This is a genomic window from Nostoc sp. (genome assembly GCF_036916575.1).
GTDB lineage: Bacteria > Cyanobacteriota > Cyanobacteriia > Cyanobacteriales > Nostocaceae > Nostoc.
The window spans coordinates 64,424-82,903 of record NZ_JBALGC010000134.1 but is presented as its reverse complement, the minus strand read 5'-3'; the positions used below and the strand labels follow the sequence as shown (position 1 = coordinate 82,903).

Sequence of the window (18,480 nt, the reverse complement as noted above, 5' to 3'; positions counted from 1 at the left end):
TTGCCTTACTTCTAACAAAAGATATCTATGCCAAGCTTAAATTTACTCAATTGCCACCAGACACAACAGCTTTATTATGTATAGCAGGGTCTTCAGGCTTTCTCTGCCATTTGCCATCGCTGCCTGGTTCGTATTCATTCTTTACACTATTCCAAGCAATATCACGCGCACCCTTTTCATTTAAATCATTATTTTGAGCAGCATTAAATGCCGCTAGAAAAATCTGCTGTGCGTGTTCAGGCAACTGTTCTTTAATTTAAACAGGCAATTCATTTATTGTTTGATCAGCCATAAACTTACTCCGATTATCTGAAGTTAAGTTCATGTTAAAAAAACTTGCAATATAATTTCCTCTTTCTGCAAGTAGAGAAGCAAATAATCATACTTTTGACTGAGTTAAGCGATTTTTAAATCAGCGATGCAATGATATTAATACTCATAGATACAATGGTGGTATTGAAAAAGAAGGAGAATATGCTATGTAACAGAGTCAAACGCCTCATATTGGGTGATGTCGTCTGCACATCTGAAACTTGACTAGTCATGCCAACTACAAAAGAATAATATAAAAATTCCCAATAGTCTGGACAGTCGTTATGAGGAAAATCTAATCCTCTGGTGATTTCTTCACTATTATTACGATTAATATATTTATAATAGCTGTGTGCATATTGCACTGCAAACATCGTATGCACTAGTAACCAGGAAGCGAGAAGGGTCATAATTGCAAGTATGACATGTAGGGTAAGCAGAATTGTTGACAACCCTTTTTTATCATTTAGTAAAAACCCAATGGCTAAAACACTCGCACTAGCTGCACCTATCACCAGCATGAATATAGCCAAATGTCCTTCATATTCATTCTCAGCATAACGGCGAATTTTTTCTGGCGTAGCCTTGTTCATTTTCCACCACGTTACGGCTAAGAAAAATTCAGCACCGGAGTTCCAAGCGCAGAGAATGCGAGTGGGTAAGTGCAGCCAAGGCGGAACGATTACTAAAACGAATACAGCGAGTCCGACAGCAATGATCAGTCGGGGTCGGGAGTCAAAGTTTTTAAATAAATTCAGGTTCACAAATATCTTGCACCAAGTAATGGCGATTAGAAATTGTACTCCAGTTGCGCTACCCTTTGGAGAACCCGAACCCTTATTTTTACGTTTTTTCCGTAATGTGGCTCCGGCTCAAGTTCATAGCCAAGGCAGTTGGTAAAGGAATAGGGTATATTTTCTATTTTCATGATTAAAATTAAATATCGCTCAGGGGTGGGACTCAGAACGCCCAAAAATTCTTCTCATCACTCCCGATGCAGAGGTGAACAGGGCAACATTCGGTTCAGCTAAAACATCGGTGATGCGTTCGCCTCTGGCGTTGGCGAAGCCATCGCTCTATGATCCGGTAAGTATGGTCTAAGCGAAGACAGATTATGACGCAAACAATTTCAATTAACGACTCTGGGCGCTTGCAACTCACGCCGCTAGAAATCCCATCCCGTCTACTGTTAGGACCTGGGCCCTCCAATGCCCATCCTACAGTTCTCCAGGCGATGAATACTTCACCCGTTGGGCATCTTGACCCAGCTTTTCTCGCACTCATGGATGAAATTCAGTCGTTGCTACGCTACGTATGGCAAACAGAAAACCCACTCACCATTGCAGTCAGCGGTACGGGAACAGCCGCAATGGAAGCAACCATCGCCAATGCCGTTGAACCCGGTGATGTGGTTTTAATTGGTGTAGCTGGTTACTTTGGTAATCGCCTTGTGGATATGGCTGGACGTTATGGCGCAGATGTGCGAACCATTACTAAACCTTGGGGACAAGTCTTCAACCTAGATGAACTTCAAACAGCCTTAAAAACTCATCGTCCAACTATTTTAGCTCTAGTTCATGCTGAAACCTCCACCGGCGCACGTCAACCGTTGGAAGGAGTCACTGATTTGTGTGGTGAATTTGGCACTTTGTTACTAGTGGATTCAGTCACAAGTTTGGGTGGTGTTCCCTTGTTTTTGGATGCTTGGGGAGTTGACTTAGCTTATAGTTGTAGCCAAAAAGGGTTGGCTTGCCCACCTGGTGCTTCGCCTTTTACAATGAGTGCGCGTGCAGTTGAAAAATTGCAACAGCGCCAAACTAAGGTTGCAAACTGGTATTTGGATATGTTGTTGCTGGGCAAGTATTGGGGCCCTGAACGCATCTATCACCATACAGCACCGATTAATTTATACTATGCATTGCGAGAAGCACTACGTTTGCTTGCAGAAGAGGGGTTAGCAAACTCCTGGCAGCGGCATCAAAAGAACGTAGAATATCTCTGGCAAGGGTTGGAGAACTTAGGACTGAGTATGCACGTTGAGCAAGAATATAGACTGCCAACGCTTACTACTGTCTGCATTCCAACAGGGGTAGATGGGAAAGCGATCGCTCGGCAGTTACTCAATGAACATAATATTGAAATTGGCGGTGGTCTTGGCGAACTCGCTGGTAAAGTTTGGCGCGTGGGATTGATGGGCTTTAATAGTCGAAAGGAGAGTGTTGACCAACTTTTAGCAGCACTACGGCAGGTTTTATCTAAGTAACCCAAGTTGCTAGTTATAAATTTAGGCGATCACTTTGGGACATTTAAGCAATAAAATCCCCTCCAGGAATCAAAACGGAGGGGAAGATGCTAAACGAAATAATTACTGTCTATGCTATCATTGATGACTTGTTGAAGGGGATAGGGCATGACGATGATTGCCGTCGAGATATGACCGATGCAGAAATTATCACAACGGCAGTCTGTGCGACAATGTTCTTTGATGATAATCAGAGTAAGGCTTGCAGTTATATGAAAGACCATAATTTGATACCTAGTATGTGAGAAAAATCGCCCTTTAATCGGCGATTACACGGAATATCAATGCTGATGAACGATTTGTTTCATCAAATGGGAATGATACTAAAAGAACTTAATGATTGTACTGAATATCTTTTAGACTCTTTCCCAGTCCGAATGTGCGAGGATTAAATGCGTTACCGTTAAATCTGCCACCGGGTAGTGAGATTTATACTGACTGCGCCTGTATCCGTTCACGGAATTGAAAATGTTACCAAGAAAAAGGGGTACACATAAATGGTAGATTACGAGGATGGATAAAACAGCCTCACCTACAGAATAGAAATATCCGACTTTGATTGGGAAAAGACTCCAGCCAGCGTCAAACAACTGGTGGAGGCAATGAGGCAGGACATAAAAGAATTAGGGCAAAAGCTTGCACAAGTAGAAGCAGTTCAACAAGAACTACAAGAAAAGATAAATCGGACATCGAAAAACTCATCATCACCTCCGTCAAGTGACCCACTAAGTACCCCAAAGCAGCAAAAAAAGAAAAAGAGTGGTTTGAAGCGGGGAGGTCAACCAGGACATAATGGTTATGGTCGGTTATTGTACGATAGGTCAGAATGCGATCGCGTAATAGACCACGAGCCGGAAATTTGTAAATGTTGTGGGGAAAAATTAGTTGGAGCAGATAGCAATCCCAGAAGGCATCAAGTAGTAGAAATCCCACCGATAAATCCGCTCATCGTAGAACATCGACTGCACCAACTCGAATGCCAGCATTGCGGAACGTTAACCCGTGCAAGCTTGCCAGCAGATGTACCAATCCGTGGTTATGGGGAAAGGGTAGTAGCACTTGTGGCAGTGTTAAGTGGGTTATACCGTCATAGTACCCGAATGGTACAAAGTGCAATGCAAGATATCTTTGGCATCACCATGTGCTTGGGTACAGTCAATAAACTCACAAACGAAGCAAGCGATGCAGTTGCACAAGCAGTTTTAGAAGCAAAGACATACGTGCAAAACTCGAACATCGTTGGTGCGGATGAAACTAGCTTTAATCAAGGGAATGTAGATGGGTGTAATGCCAAAAATAGAAAAGCGTGTTGGTCTGCATACACATCTAAAGCGTAACATTTTGAAGAGTTTTCGCTGTTTTTAATTTGCAATCACCCGTGGTCGATTACTGTTATGTTGAGTCACCTTGTCACAAGATTGAATATTGAATGGCAGTTGAAGATAACGCAAGGGTGCGTAGGCGAAGCCCGTCGCAGACATCGCCACCAATTAATTTTTTGGCGTTGCAGAATAGAAATATGAATTAGAGCGTAGGCGTAGCCCGTCGTAGACATCGCTATGAAATGTCCAAGATGTTCATCAGATCATATTCGGAAGAATGGGCGGCAGCGTGGTAAACAAAATTACATATGTGTAGACTGTAAACGTCAATTCATCGAATCTTATGATCAGAAAGGTTACACGGAGGATATTAAAAGTGAGTGCTTAGAAATGTACGTTAATGGATCTGGTTTCCGTGCCATAGAAAGAGTTAAAAAAGTACATCATACTACTGTTATAAATTGGGTGAAACAAGTGGGTAGTACTCTACCAGATACACCTTATAGAAGTGAAATACCAGAAGTTACCGAAGTTGATGAACTTGAAACCTTTATTGGCTCAAAAAAAACACTCTTTGGTTGTGGACAGTAGTAAATCATAGCGTTGCGGGGATTATAGCTTGGGTTTTAGGAGATCGCAGTAAAGACACTTTTAAACATTTGTGGATAACGATCAAGTGTTGGCAATCTTACTTCTATGTAACAGATGGTTATCCCGTGTATCCTTGCTTTCTTAGCAATGAAGACCACATCGTTAGTAAGACATATATGACAAGAGTAGAAGGTGAAAATAGTCGTTTCAGACCGGAGGCGGAGCGTCTCCGGCTCCGCATTATCTTGCTCGATGACATCGTAAAACATGAGTGTTACTCTAAAACCGAAGAAATGCTGAAATACTCAATTCGGTTAGTAATACATTATCTTAAGTATGCCTCTGTGGCGCTGCGGGCGCTTAGCACCCGCAAGCTTGAAGCGATCGCGTGATTCATATTTTGATTCAGCAACGCCCAAGATACTGCTGGGTTTGCGTCCCCCTGTTTGGAAACCTGAACCAGGTTCTAAAACAAGCACAATACCTGTGTAAGAGCCACTAAATTCTTTCCAAGAAACACTACGCTGTCCACTAGCAGGATCGTTGAGATAAACTCTTTCCTTGCTTAAACCTTCTACAACTAAGAAGTGGTTAAAGTTCCAAAATACAATGCAAGGAAGTTTGAGATGCCACAGTGCAGTTAAGTCTTTCTTATAGCCCTTAGGGCTAAGTCCATAACTTTCGGCTGCCTTGATAACGTTAAAAGCATTAACACCATCTCGTGATACTCCACAAGCTTGCCTAAGTTGCGCAAGCGCGACAATGCGACCGTAGTACGCCAAAATAATTCCCAAGGCAGCCACCCCGCATTCTGCTACCTCCATTTGCAGTACAGTCGGAGTATGACACCGCTTGCTTTTACGTCCGATTATCCTCTGGAGATTTTGCCACCACATCATATTTAGTTAATGCCACTCCAAGATTTTAAAAGCGGTAGGACAAAAGTAATTGGGGCGCGTTCTTCCACGGTGACTTGCACAGTGGTGGTGGTTCCAGAAGTGATTTGCAACTGCGGCCCAATGGAAGAAGACCATTTATAACCACTAAAGGTCGAAGCGTCTGGTTGTAGTTGTGCAGTAACTTGGATTTGTGGCCCTTGTGACATCAAAGCTTGCACAAATTCTGCATTGCCTACCACACTTAATGCACTCTCTTTAGTGACAGGAAAGGCTGAAACATCAGTAACTGTACCCTGTATGCCACCAAAGCGTTCTCGTTGTACTATACTTGGCGTGACTTGTACTTTCATTCTTGGTTGAATTTGCTTACCATTGCCAACCGGAAAAAATGCCACACTCATTTTTTGAGATACTGGTTGTTGGGCGGCGATCGCTCCTATAGGTGTACCTTGCAAAACAACCTGTCCGGGTGTGGCCGAGATTTCTAAAACCCTTCCTGAGTAACTGCTTTTTATCAGGCTATCGTTCGTCACTTGCACTGTCAATTGAGCAATATTACGCTGAACTTCTTGAATTTCTTTTTTGCGGTTAGTTACAGTTTCTAAGTCTTGTTGCTCTGAGAGTGCTTGTTGGCTATCTAGTCGCTTCAGTTGTGCTTGCAAATCTTTAATTGAGTTTAAATTCTCCAGGTATTGCCGTTGAGCATCTGCTTCTTTCACATCTAGTTGCTTGAGTTGCGATTCGGCTTCATTAATTTGGATGACAGCATTTAAGTAATCTTGCTGTGCTTGTAATACTGTATCACCAGCAATTGCTCCTTCTTGCAAAAGTTGCCGGCGGTTGTTTAATCTTTGTTTAAAAGTAGGCAGTAGTTCCCGCAGTGCTTCGAGGCGTTGTTTTTGATTGGCGCGATCGCTCTCAATTGAGTCCAGCCCTTTCTGTTTTAAAATTGGTGTTAGCTTTTGTACAGCTTGCAGGCTTTGCTGTAAAGTTTGGCGTTGCTGCCCAATAGCCTGTTTATCTATATTCTGACGTTGTTGTTGCAAAGAACTAGCTTCGCGATCCTGTGCTTGCAGTTGCTCTAATTTAGTGCGTAGTAGTTGTAGCTGTTTTATCAGTTCGCTTTGGTCTAATGTCGCCAGTACATCTCCCCTGTTAACAAAGTCACCAACATGAACGTTTACTGCTCGCAATTTTCCAGCAACTGGTGACTGAAATGATGTAACCGTACTGGAATAGATTATTACCCCAGTACCTGTCACTGTAATTGGGACTCGACCTAAGATGCTCCACGTCAGCCCCGCCATCACCAACGAAGCAACCGCGAACAGAGGCAGCCACTTTTGCGGATTGACTACCTGCATAATTTGATCTAATTCTTCCGGAGAAGAAGCACGTTCTAAAGCTTCTTTGCGGAACAAATAATTCTGATTTTTAAAATTATTCACCAAATACTATAAGTATATAAATTACTAACTTATTGTTATTGACACGAATTTGTCATAATCACCCAAGTTGCGGGTTATCGACTGGTGTGTGCTTGTTACCATTCAATTCATGTGATCGCGTGCAACAAAGTTGCGTTGGCGCTATGGGTCAACGCACCTATACCGTTGTTGTCAGTACTTAGGTACTTAAAAAACTAAAGTTATAGAAATTACTTATTACCTAAAAGCTTGTTGAAGAGTAAAAGAAAAAATGAATGCTTGTAGTTTAAGTAAAAACCCTTCATAAGTAACTGCATGTATTGATTTTGGGAAAACACAAGTGATACTACTAAATACAGTTTCGATATAATGCCGAGTATGTTGTTTAATATATTGATTCCAAGGCTGGTCTTGATGCTTAGAGTTCTTTTTCCGCATGACTTTTAAAGAAATTTGACTTGTTTGTTCCAGATCATCTTCAACGGTGTAGTCGGTGTAAGCTGAATCACAATAAACTTCACTACCAGTCGGCAGATTCAAGGGTAACGCATTTAACGCACGGACATCGCTTGCACTACCAGGCAGAAACACAAATTCGACTGGAATACCATTTTTCGTCGTTAATAACTGAACCCGAACACCATAAAAGTAGCGTTTCTTTGATGCAATGTAACCTCGATACTCTTTTGACTTGATTAATTTCACATTAAAGATACGGATATTGTCACACATTTGCACAGGAAAGGAGTCTAAAAGATATTCCGTACAATCACTAAGTTCTTTTAATATCATTCCCATCTGATGAAACAAGTCGTTGATCAGCATTGAAATACCGTGAAGCCGCCGATTTAATCGTGATTTTTCTAACATATTAGGTATCAAACTCTGGTCTTTAAGATAGCTGCAAGCCTTAGTCTGATTACCATTAAAGAACATTGCAGCACAGACAGCCGTTGTAATAATTTCTGCATCGCTCATGTCTCGACGGCAATCATCGTTATGCCCAATTGCCTTTAACAAATCATCAATGATAGCATACACAGTAATTATTTCGTTTAGCATTTTCCCCTCCGTTTTTATTCCTGGAGGGGATTTTATTGCCTTTTTGACATAAGTGCGCGAGTCTCAATTTATAACTAGCAACTTAGGTTAATCGAAGAAACAATTAATTTTATTTGCTTTTTACAAAAATTTCTGCTTTATTGTTAATTATGTGATAATTCTTACAATCGTTTATGATAGCACACATAGACTTAGTTGGCAGACTTGAGGTGTTACGCAAAAAATATCACATTCAGTAGACAGTGGAAGTTACTTTTGAGGAAGTCAGGGCACACTTAGGAGTTGAAACTCAACTTTGTCTTTGGCCTGACAAAGCGATCGCTCGTACAACACTATTATTATTTGGGCTTTTTTCCTTAGTTACTGTCTTGGCACACCATTTACAAAATGATTTTCAGTGGCAAGTCCGGCAAACAAGTTGGTATTCCAAACATTTGCCTTCCTTCTCAGATGCACTGACTTTAGTGCGGCGATTTTTGTGGGCTAGCACTTTTTCAATGTCCCATGAATCCTTTGAGAGCTAGCCCTTTAGTACTGATTGTAATTGCTTGCTCAAAGGTAATGTATCTATCACTGATATGCTTCCATTGTAGAGCGATCGCTTCTGATGGTCTGCACCCAGTAAAAAATAATAATTTTACTAAAGGAGCATAGTAGCTGTAGAGTTTGCTCTCCTCAAATGCTTGAATTATGCGTAAGGATTTAGGTCATACCAAAATCTCTACAATCGTTTACTGATAATACTTTCCGAGGATTAGCCACAAATTTATATTCTCAATAAGAATTGCGTAAAAACTATTTTTTCGTGTCTTATTGCGACTAAAGGTATGTTAATAAGTCAAAGTCGAATTTTAAACTGGCTCTGTGACTGGGTTTCAAACACCTGAATCCTTACAATTATGCTATCTCGTTCTTCTTTAGTAAATGGATTGATTTTATATTCTGCTGATTCTGACTTCGGTATCTGAATATCTTTTGCCATACCCTGGAAGGGATTTGATGTAATCAACTGGCTTTTAAGTGCCCAATCACAACAAGCATTTATGTTTGTCAAAGTGCGTTTAGCTGCATTAGCACTGAGATTTGCAATGAGATAATCTCGAATTGTGATCGCATCATCCAATGTTTTATTTGGGAAACTGGCGATGTGATTGCGATACTTTCGATAATCAACAGCGTAAGTAGAAGGACTAACCTGTGGTTTTTTAAACTCAGTGTATTTTTCCCATAATTCTCCCAAGTCATATTGGGGGGTAGTGGAAGGACTAATTGGCGTAATTGGGCTAACGGTGCTTAATGAAGCTGCTGGTTTATACTTACCTAAACTGGCATCAAACTCTCCATAGTCAATATCTCTCTGGATTGTTGCCGCTAAAGTTGATGCTTGATGTCTTCCTAAAGGTGTATCGTAGTGCCTCGTCGAAAGGTAGAAACGCTTGGTTTTTAGCTCTCCTGTCGGCGTAACAATAGGATGAGAAAAAACTAATTGGAGACTGCCGTTAGAGTTCTTAATCTGGACTGAACCCCGATGGGCAATACTTTGAGATTTTTGAGATTCCATAAGGGTAATTAACTGGGGTAAAGACCTTTATCCTTCCGCTTTACCCCAGTTTTACCCCAGAAATACCTATTGGGGTAAAAAACCTCTACCTTACGTTTTTACCCCAGTTTTACCCCAGTTCTTTACCCAAACTACCCAAAATAACCCTAAAAATCTCTGAGAGCTTTGAAAACAAGCCTTTTACGCCCAATAAAAAAAGGCTTAAAAACCCTGTAGTGCTTATGTTTTTTAAAAGGCGGCACCCGGATTTGAACCGGGGGTGGAGGTTTTGCAGACCTCTGCCTTACCACTTGGCTATGCCGCCACTCCGGAGTTCCCTGAACTACTTTGATTTTCCTAAGGGATCTTAGTAGCCATAGAGCGCTAGTTAACCCATAATAGCATAGGATTCTGAGGTAGAGCTCGTGGGTTAACTGGATGTTTCTGGTAGTATTTAGGCGATCACTAGGGACTGGAGTTTAGACTAGTCAGGAGTGCAAAACTCAGAAGGCTCATTCTATAAAGCCTAAAAACCAAGGTTTTAGTTCCTGGAAACATCTTAAATCCGTATCCTTATTTTTTGTAAATTTAGTTTCGCACCGGAAACTAGTCTAAACTCCAGTAAGATGCGTTTGCCCTATACTAGTGATAGCTATTTAGACAGTGTCTAGACCAAGAAACCAGGTATCCGCTCAATAAATCGGGGCGAACTACCAGATCAGGAACGAGTTTACGCCATTTGAGCCTTGTCACTGAGCGATTTACCCCGGATTATTGAGCGGTTATGAAACCAGTCTTATGATTACTTCCCGCAAAATGGCGGAACTTTCAGTTCTGGCTCTTTTAATCCTGGTTCTTATACGCTAGGGCGTGTTTTCAAACTCGTTGTATCCTAAAAAACAGGCGTCCGCAGGCATAGTGTGTTGATGAATCGAGGCGAGTTAAGTAATGAACAATGGGAGAAGTTAAAACCGTTACTTCCACCCCAAAAACCCCAAACTGGTAAACCAAATCATGACCACCGCTTGGTTGTCAATGGCATCTTATGGATACTCAGAACTGGGGCACCGTGGCGAGACCTACCAGAACGCTATGGGAAGTGGGAAAGTGTGGCAACACGGTTTTATCGATGGCAAAAAGCTGGGGTTTGGAATCAAATCTTAGAACACCTTCAAGCGATGCCTGCGGCGGGCTACGCCTACGCTGATCAACAAGGAATGCTTGATTGGGAGATTCATTATGTGGATGGAACAGTTGTACGCGCCCACCAGCACGCCGCAGGTGGAAAAAAAGGGGCGATGAAGACGAAGCTCTAGGACGCTCTCGTGGTGGATTCAGTACAAAAATACATATCCGTTGCGAGGGTCAAGGCAAACCAATAACTTTTATTCTTACTCCAGGTCAGCGTAACGAGTCGATTTTTCTTGAGCAATTGATGGAACAAGGAGCAGTCAAGCGTTCTGGTCGGGGTCGCCCGCGTATTCGTCCTTTGAGACTGGTTGGAGACAAAGGTTATACGGGTCGTAGAATCCGTAGTTATCTACGTCGTCGAGGTATCCGTCTTACCATCCCAAGACTATCAAATGAAATTCGCCGTGGTCCGTTTAACCGTGAAATCTACCGTCAACGTAACCTTGTAGAGCGTGCTATTAATCGGCTCAAACAATTTCGCCGCATTGCCACTCGATACGAAAAGCTTGGTGTAAATTATACAGCAATGTTAACGATCGCCTCCATTGTGTTGTGGTTATAGTTTGAAAACACGCCCTAGGAGTCACTGTAGCCTAAAGACAAATGGTACTAAGAAAAGCGGAAACAGTTGCCAATTAAGAAGTTTGCAGCTGTTTACGTAATTCTTGTCGAGGTTTTGTCATGAAGGGGTAAGCTTTGGGGCATGGAAAGCCACAGTAAGGACAAAAACGAAATTTTAAAGAGGTAATCGGTTCGTTACACTGAGTGCAACTATTACCTAATGCTGTACCGCACAAGAAACAAAACTGCGATCGCCTATGGCGGGTGCTTTGCGCCATCGCGGCAATAACCAAATATCTTCAACACCTGTGCCTGGAGTCCAACAATGAGGGCAAAATTTCAGAACATCCTCAGATCCAATGGGTACACCGCGTACAACAGCATCAAGGTACTCAGGTGGAATCTGCAATGCAATAGCCAACCCACGCTGACTTTTGCTATTGAGTTTGGTAGTCAAACCTCGTTCAATCTTACCCAAACTCTGCAGGTGAATACCTGCCTTGGTTGCCAAATCATTCATCCCGCTTTTAGTTTAGTTCCCGGTGCGAGACTGCTGAACAAATCAAATATAAAAATTTGTTAATAATCAATAGTTGGTACATATAACTATTGATTATTAACAAAGCCAGTTTTAACTATTTATCCCGCTATTTTGGAGAGTATAATTTAAAATTATACTCAAATTTAAAATTTAATTGATAGTAATAATTTCAAACAAAACCGTGATAATTTATTTTATTTTTGATGTGACCAACGAATCAAAGTGCTTTTATTAGGAAGAGCATTGAAATAAATTCGACAAAATTGCCTTAAAATTAAACTTTCATTTACGTTGGAAATTGTTTGCTCGTAGCTCAAACCGCGTAAGTGCTTCAAGGCTAACATTCGTAATACAACTTCAACCAGAGTTGATTTACTTCCGGTTTTAGTAGTATTCTGATAACGCTTTGATAAATCAGACTCAATTAATCGAAACAGATGTTCATCCGAAAGGACTTTATCTATTATATAAATTGAATTATGCATCTCTCCTATTAACTGAATCAGAATGCTAAACTCTTTGTCACATTCATATTTTTGACGTAACATCGCTTTTTAAGTGAGCGTATAACCCTGTATTACTCACATAGTGACAAATTCAAACTTAATCAGGACTTACGCAAAAATAACGTAATTTCGTCATTACGAGCGATAGCGTACTCCTAGGTCGAAGCAAGCTACGCGGAGCGTCTCGTAGAGAAGTAATCCCCCCTGACGCTCTTATTGCTTCCCTACACTCCGTTTCGGTCGCAATGACAATATCGGCGTTGCGTAAGTCCTATTAATGAATCTTCTACATGGAGTGAAGTCACTCAAAGTATAGAAGTAAACCATCCAAAACTAGGACGGGTCAAGGTGAGCTTGTGGTCAATCTTGTAGCGAAGGGAAGGAGAAGTTTTAAGCAAAGGAAGCCTCTGCACCCTGCGGGATCTTGCTACAGACTTCTGTTTGCAGCGCAGTGGCTTCTCCTCACTTGCTACATTTTCACTTCATCGGCAAAATTACCCCAGCGGACAAAGTGAAATGGCCCGGCGATAGAACCCCACAGACGTTCATCAGTTTCTAAATCCCTTCCCCGGTCGAGGCTGAAAAATTCTTTAGCGTCAATTTCAAATTCGTTATCCAGATAAGTATTTTTGCCGTCACGAACCACAATGCAGCCTTTACCAGGTTCAACCTTGCCTTTGAAGCTATTACCTGTCCACTCTACAACCATGTTGCAACCTGGCATTTTTTCCAATTGGTCAACGGATAAAACTTTTAAACGTTCGGGATCACGAGATGCGCCGTAAAATTTTTGTTCTTCTTTAACCGTGTAGTGTTCAATAACAATGTGGTTTTCTACCTGAATCAACTTCATTACCCGCATCCGATAAGGTTGATTGAGCATAAAATCATAAGCTTGTTCAAGAAACAAACTTACCCCTGAGAACAATTCCAAGGGAAGGGGACGGATACACACGCGAATGTGGGCATAAAAAGGCGGATTTTCAAAAGCTTGTTCTTGATTGCTAAAGTCAGCTGCCATCCACCGGGCTAAGGTAAAAATATCAGTAGAATGAGTCATTACAAGAGATCAACCAGTTGCTTAAAAATTATCTAGGATTATTTTGACACTCGCCAGACTGAAAAATCCTGGCTGCGATACCTTCTCTACGAGACGCTACGCGTAGCTTGCTTAAGAGTTGGGGTATGGTAGGCTTTGCCTACGCAATTTTTCAATTAGATATGTATGATCGCTCTTAGTTTCAGAGTGCTTAAAATCCCATTGCCTCGGCTACTGCGCCCAGTTTTGCTGCAATACCCTGCTTAAATTGACTGTGATTGTGTTTAATGGCTGTATCTGGGTCTTTTAGACCATTGCCTGTGAGCACACAAACCACTGTTGCCCCTGTAGGAATTTGGTCTTTCACCTGCAACAACCCGGCTACAGAAGCGGCGCTAGCAGGTTCGCAGAAGATACCTTCTGATGCTGCCAAAAGTCGATAAGCGTCGAGAATTTCTGCATCAGTAACGGCGTGAAAATTTCCCTGACTTGCGGTTTGCGCTGCAACAGCTAACTCCCAACTTGCAGGTTTGCCAATCCGAATTGCTGTCGCTAGGGTTTCGGGATGCGCCACTGGCTGACCGGTCACTAAGGGGGCTGCACCTGTGGCTTGGAATCCCATCATTCGGGGTAAGCGATCGCACTTTCTAGCTTGATGATATTGACAAAATCCCATCCAATATGCTGTAATATTTCCCGCATTGCCCACGGGAATACACAACCAGTCTGGGGCATCACCCAGTACATCAACAATTTCAAAGGCTGCTGTTTTCTGCCCTTCTAGACGGTAGGGATTGACCGAATTCACTAAAGTGACTGGATAACTTTCGGCCATCTCGCGGACAATTTCTAGTGCTTGGTCAAAATTACCTTTAATTGCCAATACTTGTGCGCCATACACTAATGCTTGGGCTAACTTGCCCAGCGCCACATAACCGTCGGGAATCAGCACAAACGCATTCATTCCCCCACGCCTTGCATAAGCGGCAGCAGCGGCTGAGGTATTGCCCGTACTGGCACAAATTACTGCTTTTGCTCCTGCTTCCTTGGCTTTGGTAATTGCCATAGTCATCCCCCGGTCTTTGAAACTGCCGGTGGGATTGAGACCGTCGTATTTTACAAAAACACGCACTTGTCTGCCAATGCGTTCGGCGATCGCTGGCACTGCTATTAGAGGTGTGTTGCCCTCCAACAGAGTGACAATCGGTGTTTTTTCGCTGACAGGCAAGTATTCGCGATAGGCTTCTATCAGTCCGGGCCAGGGTTGGCGATGAGATTTAGCAACAGATAGGCTCAAAGTCACGGTATTTAAAATTTCTTAATGTAAGGATTGGATATTTAGAAAGGGTGGCATAAAGAAGCGCAGAATCGGAAAGAGGAAGAAAGTGAATTTTTCTTTGCCAGTTAAGAGTTAAGAGTCCCTTAATTCCAAAAGAATATTATGTAAGAATATTCTTTTTTGTGGTGTAGACCTTTGACTTGCCATTTTTATTTTATTTTTTATTTTTGAATGTCAGTTTATCATAGACCGTCACGGCGACCTTCGGTTTAAGGAATTAGCCTGGGGATGCTAATCGGGTGAAAAATGATAGACAAATGTATGGGACTTAGGTAATTACTCTTTGAAACACTTATTCCTACCTTGCGGAAAACCACTTCTATGCCAGACGCTTTGCCTAGCTTGCTTCTTTGCAAGAGTACGTACCTATGTGTATTTTCCCATGATAATCGCTGCAACTGCCTCTTGAGAATACGCAACAGGCTGCCTTTCCTTTGCAGTCGCTTTCTCCTTCAAAGACGCTACACGTAGCTTGCTTAAAAGTAGTTGTACGGCAAGTGCTTCGCCCTACGTCTTTTCAGAATTTGGCCTAATTGATCTAGTCTATATTATGACTTACGCAAGAACTCTCTGAAACTCTTATTTCTCCGTGTCCTCCGCGTCCTCTGCGGTTCGATTTTCCGTTACCTGTGCGTAAGTCCTGTACATGTAATTTATTGCGTAAATTACCCGAAAGCGGCGATAATAATTCATACAACCATAATTGACAGGCTATCAATTAAGTATTCCTAAGTACCCTCGGTGGATGGAAGCTTTGCACACTTGGGGCAATGTTTTCTCTGGAACACAGCTATTGTGATCACCGTCTCTTATGATTAAACCTGAAATCCATTAGAGTAATTGATTTAAAATATCCAATATTTTAATCAAACTTAAAAGAGCATTATTATAATATTTCTAATGGTGTGAGTTAAATTGTGGATTTAATTAGTGATGCCTACTTGTTTATCTAGTGTTTCCGATGGCGAGTCCCAGACTAGCTGGGTCAGCAAGTTAACCAAGTCTTATTATCAAGACGATCAGCAAGCTAAACTTATGCATTTACAAGCAGAGGTAGACTCCTTGTTGCAGCAGTTGGAAAACCTGAAGCACCAACGTCTAGCCGACACTAAGCAAAAAGAATAAGTCAGTCGAGTAGAAAAGCGATCGCTTTTCCCCTCTCTAGTCTAAATTTGAGTAAGGGTAGATTTGAGTTAAAGGTGTGCTATTCAAAGCGCTGATTTTTCTCTGACCAGCGCCACAAACTGTAGTTATGAGCATTTTCTACTAGTAAAGCTAAGGATTGCACGCCTGAAAGCTTGGCGATCGCAGAGAGTCTTTGTAAGTAATTTCCTGTAAAATCAGTGTAAATCACTTCATTGCTATCAGACAAAATTATAGTCCGGTCATGCGGTTGCTCTGTGTTTTTCCCCTGAATTCCAGGGGTCGGCTTATTTAACAATGCTATTTCTGCTGCTGAGATAGTCAGTATAATTTCTGGTTGAGCGTTATTTGTTAAATCAATCACTTGAACTGGCCAATCACCCAACTTTTCCTGCATCTGCTCAAAGCTAGGAATAGCACCAGCCGGAACTTCACGAGATTGCTGTAAAGATTGCCACACACTCGATAACATCACCTTCACCCCTTGGGGATTTTGTTGATGCAGTTCTTGTAGAGTAATGGGAGATGGTTGTACCCATTCGAGTGCTGCATTTGTCAAGGCTAAAGATTTGGGTTGGAGAACATCGTTTTGATTCTCTGGAATTTTGGGGCCAGCAGCTAATAGGCGTAAAACTTTACCCCGAAGTTGCACCGCTTTGATAGCGGCTATAGTAATTTTTTGTTCTCCGTTAGATAACCAGACCACAATCTGGATTTCAGGGTCAGAAGTGATTCCCAAAGTTTTCCAGAAAAATTTAGCGGCGTCAGTTTTGGGTGGGTTCAAATTCTCAAAGGGGAAATTTAGCCAGCGTTTCCCGTCATTAAATGCACTTACCTCCACCTGATACCAAACTTGGTTATCTGTGAGTTTCAGGTCTGCTGGGGAATTTGGTTGCAGCCATTCGGTGCTGGTAACTTGAGTGATTGGTTGGACTGTACCAACAATTTGACTAGGGTGAGTAGAGGAGATTTGCGACTTTGTACCCTCACCCTTGAGTCTTGCTAACAGACTTTGAATATAGAGAAGATTATCTTTTGTAATTTTTGGTTGCGCCTTTAACCAGGAATTAGCATGTCCTTCTCCTTGCTGAACTGCTAAAATCAAAGCGAACCAAGCTTGCACCTCTGGCCTATTTGGGTTCACCCGCAACGCCGCAGCTGTGCGATTCCACAATCGGTCTTCATCAGCTTTCAGTAGAGTAGCAATTTCTTGAGCATTATGTGGCGATGCCTCAAACACCTGTAAAGCTTTTTCCCAGCGACCATCAATCAAATCTGCCAACACTTCTTGACTAGGACTTGCCCAATTTTTCTGGGCTTGGGTTTTAGTAAGTTGGGAATGCAAGCGAATCAAATCCATTTGCGCTTGCGCCGCCTCTGGCAAAACTCCTTTGTGCTGTTTCTTGATAAATTTCAACCATTCAAAAGCTGGTGTCCACAGTCCACTACGGGCAATTGACAAGGCATTTTGGTATGCAGAATCTTTGAGGACTGATGATTTGAGGGTAATTGCCTGCAATTGAATTGGTTTGAGGAATAACTTCAGAGGCTTGACTTGGTAAACCTGTAAGTGCGGTTCTAAACCTACTGTTTGATCAACAACTAACTCTTTTGTACCATCACCAGTTACCTGCTGCCATTTGGGCAATTGTCCGTTAGGACTAGTCCAAGACAACATTTGTAGTAAATTTGTGCGTTCTGGATTGTAGTATATGACGTGACCATAGGCGAACGCACCAGTTCCTTGTTGGCGTTGACCCCGCAAATTAAACCAAACTCCTGGTGATGGTGTCCCACCTTGAAAGCGTTGCACTTGAGTTAAAGGTAGGGGAATGTTGATATCCTGGGGGTCTTCAAGCAAGGGAGAAATCACAAAGGATTCTTCTGGCCCAGTTACAGACAATTTAGTCGCTAGATAGTAGTAATTTTCTGATTGAGATTTAAACTCTAACTCTTCTGAGCGCTCGTAAACCCTGAGTTCAACAAGTTCTTTACAATCAGATTGACAATTAGCACGCTGTTGAAAAACTGGTAGTAAAAATGAGTTTTCCGCATCCTGATGTAAAGGTAGAGTTTTCCCAAATATTTGGTTTTTTTTACTCAAATCGAGTTGAATTTGTTTGAGAGTTTGGGGGCGTTCATGGTTACCAAGAGGAATTTGTGCCCATGCAGGTAAAAATTTATTTAGCCAGCTTACCTGATCTGGATTGAAGATGAAGAGAACGCTAATCCAGGCAAAAACCATAATTAGACTAGCACTAGTCAACAGAATTGCGTAGGCGCAGCCCGTCGTAGACATCGCTAGCATTGACGACAACCAACTTTCCCGTTTTAGCTTTTTCTGGGGTTTTTTAGCGACGCGTTTCATCACACCTGCATGAGGTTGATTTTGTTTAGAGGCTTTTGGCGTCAGCTTGCGTGAGCGATTTGCCATATTAGTTTTCAATCAATGCAGTGGATATTTTTGGGCATGGGGCATTGGGGAGCCACTGTGCCCTTGCGCTCTACCGACTTAAAGCAAGTGGCGTCATTGGGCATTAGGTTAGGAATTGGGCATTAGTATTTCTCCCTCTCTCCCCTGCTCCTCTGCCCCTCTGCCTCTTAAAAGTCCACAGTACTTAATACCCTGTTATACTCGTACTTTCAAAAGTTGCCCAGAAGCATTGAGTCTAATTTGGGACAAAATCCGTAAATGTCCCCATGTG

At 42.1% G+C, this 18,480-nt stretch carries 17 protein-coding genes, 1 tRNA gene and 2 pseudogenes; 7 read left to right on the top strand and 13 right to left on the bottom strand.

Annotation, left to right across the window (positions count from 1 at the left end):
- Window positions 1-46: 46 nt before the first annotated feature.
- On the bottom strand, window positions 47-256 hold the full coding sequence (locus V7L29_RS30195; RefSeq protein WP_334688968.1) for a ChaB family protein: 210 nt from the start codon (window positions 254-256) through the stop codon (window positions 47-49).
- 151 nt (window positions 257-407) lie between these two features.
- Window positions 408-1,076: a DUF1345 domain-containing protein gene (locus V7L29_RS30190; protein WP_334688952.1), complete on the bottom strand. Its 669-nt coding sequence runs from the start codon at window positions 1,074-1,076 to the stop codon at window positions 408-410.
- A gap of 350 nt (window positions 1,077-1,426) precedes the next feature.
- Between V7L29_RS30190 and V7L29_RS30185 the strand changes: the two genes are divergently transcribed.
- The 4 genes and pseudogenes from V7L29_RS30185 (at window position 1,427) to V7L29_RS30170 (ending at window position 4,919) form a co-directional block, all read left to right on the top strand.
- Window positions 1,427-2,575 carry an alanine--glyoxylate aminotransferase family protein gene (locus tag V7L29_RS30185; protein WP_334688953.1) on the top strand — a complete coding sequence of 383 codons (1,149 nt, stop codon included), beginning with the start codon at window positions 1,427-1,429 and terminating at the stop codon, window positions 2,573-2,575.
- 86 nt (window positions 2,576-2,661) lie between these two features.
- Window positions 2,662-3,003, top strand: a pseudogene (locus tag V7L29_RS35695) (IS982 family transposase); the annotation flags it as partial.
- Between the two features lie 213 nt (window positions 3,004-3,216).
- Complete coding sequence (locus V7L29_RS30175; protein WP_334737806.1) at window positions 3,217-3,951, top strand: DUF6444 domain-containing protein; 735 nt, start codon at window positions 3,217-3,219, stop codon at window positions 3,949-3,951.
- Between the two features lie 222 nt (window positions 3,952-4,173).
- A protein-coding gene (locus tag V7L29_RS30170) for an IS1 family transposase (protein WP_334737805.1) occupies window positions 4,174-4,919 on the top strand; the annotation gives its coding sequence in 2 pieces (ribosomal slippage) (window positions 4,174-4,495 and window positions 4,495-4,919; 747 coding nt in all).
- Here V7L29_RS30170 and V7L29_RS30165 read toward each other — a convergent pair.
- From V7L29_RS30165 to V7L29_RS30155, 3 genes are all read right to left on the bottom strand, one after another.
- A complete protein-coding gene (locus tag V7L29_RS30165) occupies window positions 4,842-5,426 on the bottom strand; it encodes a cysteine peptidase family C39 domain-containing protein (protein ID WP_334688955.1) in 585 nt (194 codons plus the stop codon). The two genes, V7L29_RS30170 and V7L29_RS30165, sit on opposite strands and share 78 nt — an antisense overlap.
- A 2-nt stretch (window positions 5,427-5,428) precedes the next feature.
- Window positions 5,429-6,874 carry an NHLP bacteriocin system secretion protein gene (locus tag V7L29_RS30160; RefSeq protein WP_334737804.1) on the bottom strand — a complete coding sequence of 482 codons (1,446 nt, stop codon included), beginning with the start codon at window positions 6,872-6,874 and terminating at the stop codon, window positions 5,429-5,431.
- A gap of 216 nt (window positions 6,875-7,090) precedes the next feature.
- Window positions 7,091-7,915, bottom strand: a complete 825-nt coding sequence (locus V7L29_RS30155; RefSeq protein ID WP_334737803.1) for an IS982 family transposase — start codon at window positions 7,913-7,915, stop codon at window positions 7,091-7,093.
- A gap of 242 nt (window positions 7,916-8,157) precedes the next feature.
- Here V7L29_RS30155 and V7L29_RS30150 point away from each other — a divergent pair, with 242 nt between their 5' ends.
- Window positions 8,158-8,439, top strand: coding sequence for a hypothetical protein (locus tag V7L29_RS30150; protein ID WP_334737802.1), 282 nt, complete (start codon window positions 8,158-8,160; stop codon window positions 8,437-8,439).
- 314 nt (window positions 8,440-8,753) lie between these two features.
- Here V7L29_RS30150 and V7L29_RS30140 read toward each other — a convergent pair whose 3' ends face one another.
- Both V7L29_RS30140 and V7L29_RS30135 read right to left on the bottom strand, forming a co-directional pair.
- Window positions 8,754-9,476: an Arm DNA-binding domain-containing protein gene (locus tag V7L29_RS30140; protein WP_334688959.1), complete on the bottom strand. Its 723-nt coding sequence runs from the start codon at window positions 9,474-9,476 to the stop codon at window positions 8,754-8,756.
- A gap of 233 nt (window positions 9,477-9,709) precedes the next feature.
- Window positions 9,710-9,780: transfer RNA gene (locus V7L29_RS30135), tRNA-Cys, on the bottom strand.
- Window positions 9,781-10,381: 601 nt separating this feature from the next.
- Between V7L29_RS30135 and V7L29_RS30130 the strand changes: the two genes are divergently transcribed.
- A protein-coding gene (locus tag V7L29_RS30130; RefSeq protein ID WP_442944295.1) for an IS5 family transposase occupies window positions 10,382-11,208 on the top strand; the annotation gives its coding sequence in 2 pieces (ribosomal slippage) (window positions 10,382-10,739 and window positions 10,739-11,208; 828 coding nt in all).
- Between the two features lie 73 nt (window positions 11,209-11,281).
- Here V7L29_RS30130 and V7L29_RS30125 read toward each other — a convergent pair.
- The 5 genes and pseudogenes from V7L29_RS30125 to thrC form a co-directional block, all read right to left on the bottom strand.
- On the bottom strand, window positions 11,282-11,485 hold the full coding sequence (locus V7L29_RS30125; RefSeq protein ID WP_334688970.1) for a zinc ribbon domain-containing protein: 204 nt from the start codon (window positions 11,483-11,485) through the stop codon (window positions 11,282-11,284).
- A complete protein-coding gene (locus tag V7L29_RS30120; RefSeq protein WP_334737801.1) occupies window positions 11,425-11,727 on the bottom strand; it encodes a helix-turn-helix domain-containing protein in 303 nt (100 codons plus the stop codon). The genes V7L29_RS30125 and V7L29_RS30120 overlap by 61 nt, the downstream gene beginning before the upstream one ends.
- Window positions 11,728-11,948: 221 nt before the next feature.
- A pseudogene (locus V7L29_RS30115) lies at window positions 11,949-12,296 on the bottom strand (transposase); the annotation flags it as partial.
- Between the two features lie 427 nt (window positions 12,297-12,723).
- Entirely contained in the window at window positions 12,724-13,314 is a 591-nt protein-coding gene (locus V7L29_RS30110; protein ID WP_334688961.1) for a chromophore lyase CpcT/CpeT, read from the bottom strand.
- A gap of 190 nt (window positions 13,315-13,504) precedes the next feature.
- On the bottom strand, window positions 13,505-14,596 hold the full coding sequence (gene thrC, locus V7L29_RS30105) for a threonine synthase (protein WP_334737800.1): 1,092 nt from the start codon (window positions 14,594-14,596) through the stop codon (window positions 13,505-13,507).
- Window positions 14,597-15,565: 969 nt separating this feature from the next.
- Between thrC and V7L29_RS30100 the strand changes: the two genes are divergently transcribed.
- A complete protein-coding gene (locus tag V7L29_RS30100) occupies window positions 15,566-15,757 on the top strand; it encodes a hypothetical protein (protein ID WP_334737799.1) in 192 nt (63 codons plus the stop codon).
- Between the two features lie 79 nt (window positions 15,758-15,836).
- On the opposite strand, the gene V7L29_RS30095 is transcribed toward V7L29_RS30100, so the two are convergent.
- Complete coding sequence (locus V7L29_RS30095; RefSeq protein ID WP_334737798.1) at window positions 15,837-18,209, bottom strand: hypothetical protein; 2,373 nt, start codon at window positions 18,207-18,209, stop codon at window positions 15,837-15,839.
- Window positions 18,210-18,480: the final 271 nt, after the last annotated feature.

What these genes read in the sequence shown, in the direction of transcription:
- V7L29_RS30185 (WP_334688953.1), top strand. Translation starts at nt 1,427, where the DNA reads ATGACGCAAACAATTTCAATTAACGACTCTGGGCGCTTGCAACTCACG.
- V7L29_RS30175 (WP_334737806.1), top strand. Translation starts at nt 3,217, where the DNA reads ATGAGGCAGGACATAAAAGAATTAGGGCAAAAGCTTGCACAAGTAGAA.
- V7L29_RS30165 (WP_334688955.1), bottom strand. Translation starts at nt 5,426, where the DNA reads ATGATGTGGTGGCAAAATCTCCAGAGGATAATCGGACGTAAAAGCAAG.
- V7L29_RS30155 (WP_334737803.1), bottom strand. Translation starts at nt 7,915, where the DNA reads ATGCTAAACGAAATAATTACTGTGTATGCTATCATTGATGATTTGTTA.
- V7L29_RS30140 (WP_334688959.1), bottom strand. Translation starts at nt 9,476, where the DNA reads ATGGAATCTCAAAAATCTCAAAGTATTGCCCATCGGGGTTCAGTCCAG.
- V7L29_RS30125 (WP_334688970.1), bottom strand. Translation starts at nt 11,485, where the DNA reads ATGGCGCAAAGCACCCGCCATAGGCGATCGCAGTTTTGTTTCTTGTGC.
- V7L29_RS30120 (WP_334737801.1), bottom strand. Translation starts at nt 11,727, where the DNA reads ATGAATGATTTGGCAACCAAGGCAGGTATTCACCTGCAGAGTTTGGGT.
- V7L29_RS30110 (WP_334688961.1), bottom strand. Translation starts at nt 13,314, where the DNA reads ATGACTCATTCTACTGATATTTTTACCTTAGCCCGGTGGATGGCAGCT.
- V7L29_RS30100 (WP_334737799.1), top strand. Translation starts at nt 15,566, where the DNA reads ATGCCTACTTGTTTATCTAGTGTTTCCGATGGCGAGTCCCAGACTAGC.
- V7L29_RS30095 (WP_334737798.1), bottom strand. Translation starts at nt 18,209, where the DNA reads ATGGCAAATCGCTCACGCAAGCTGACGCCAAAAGCCTCTAAACAAAAT.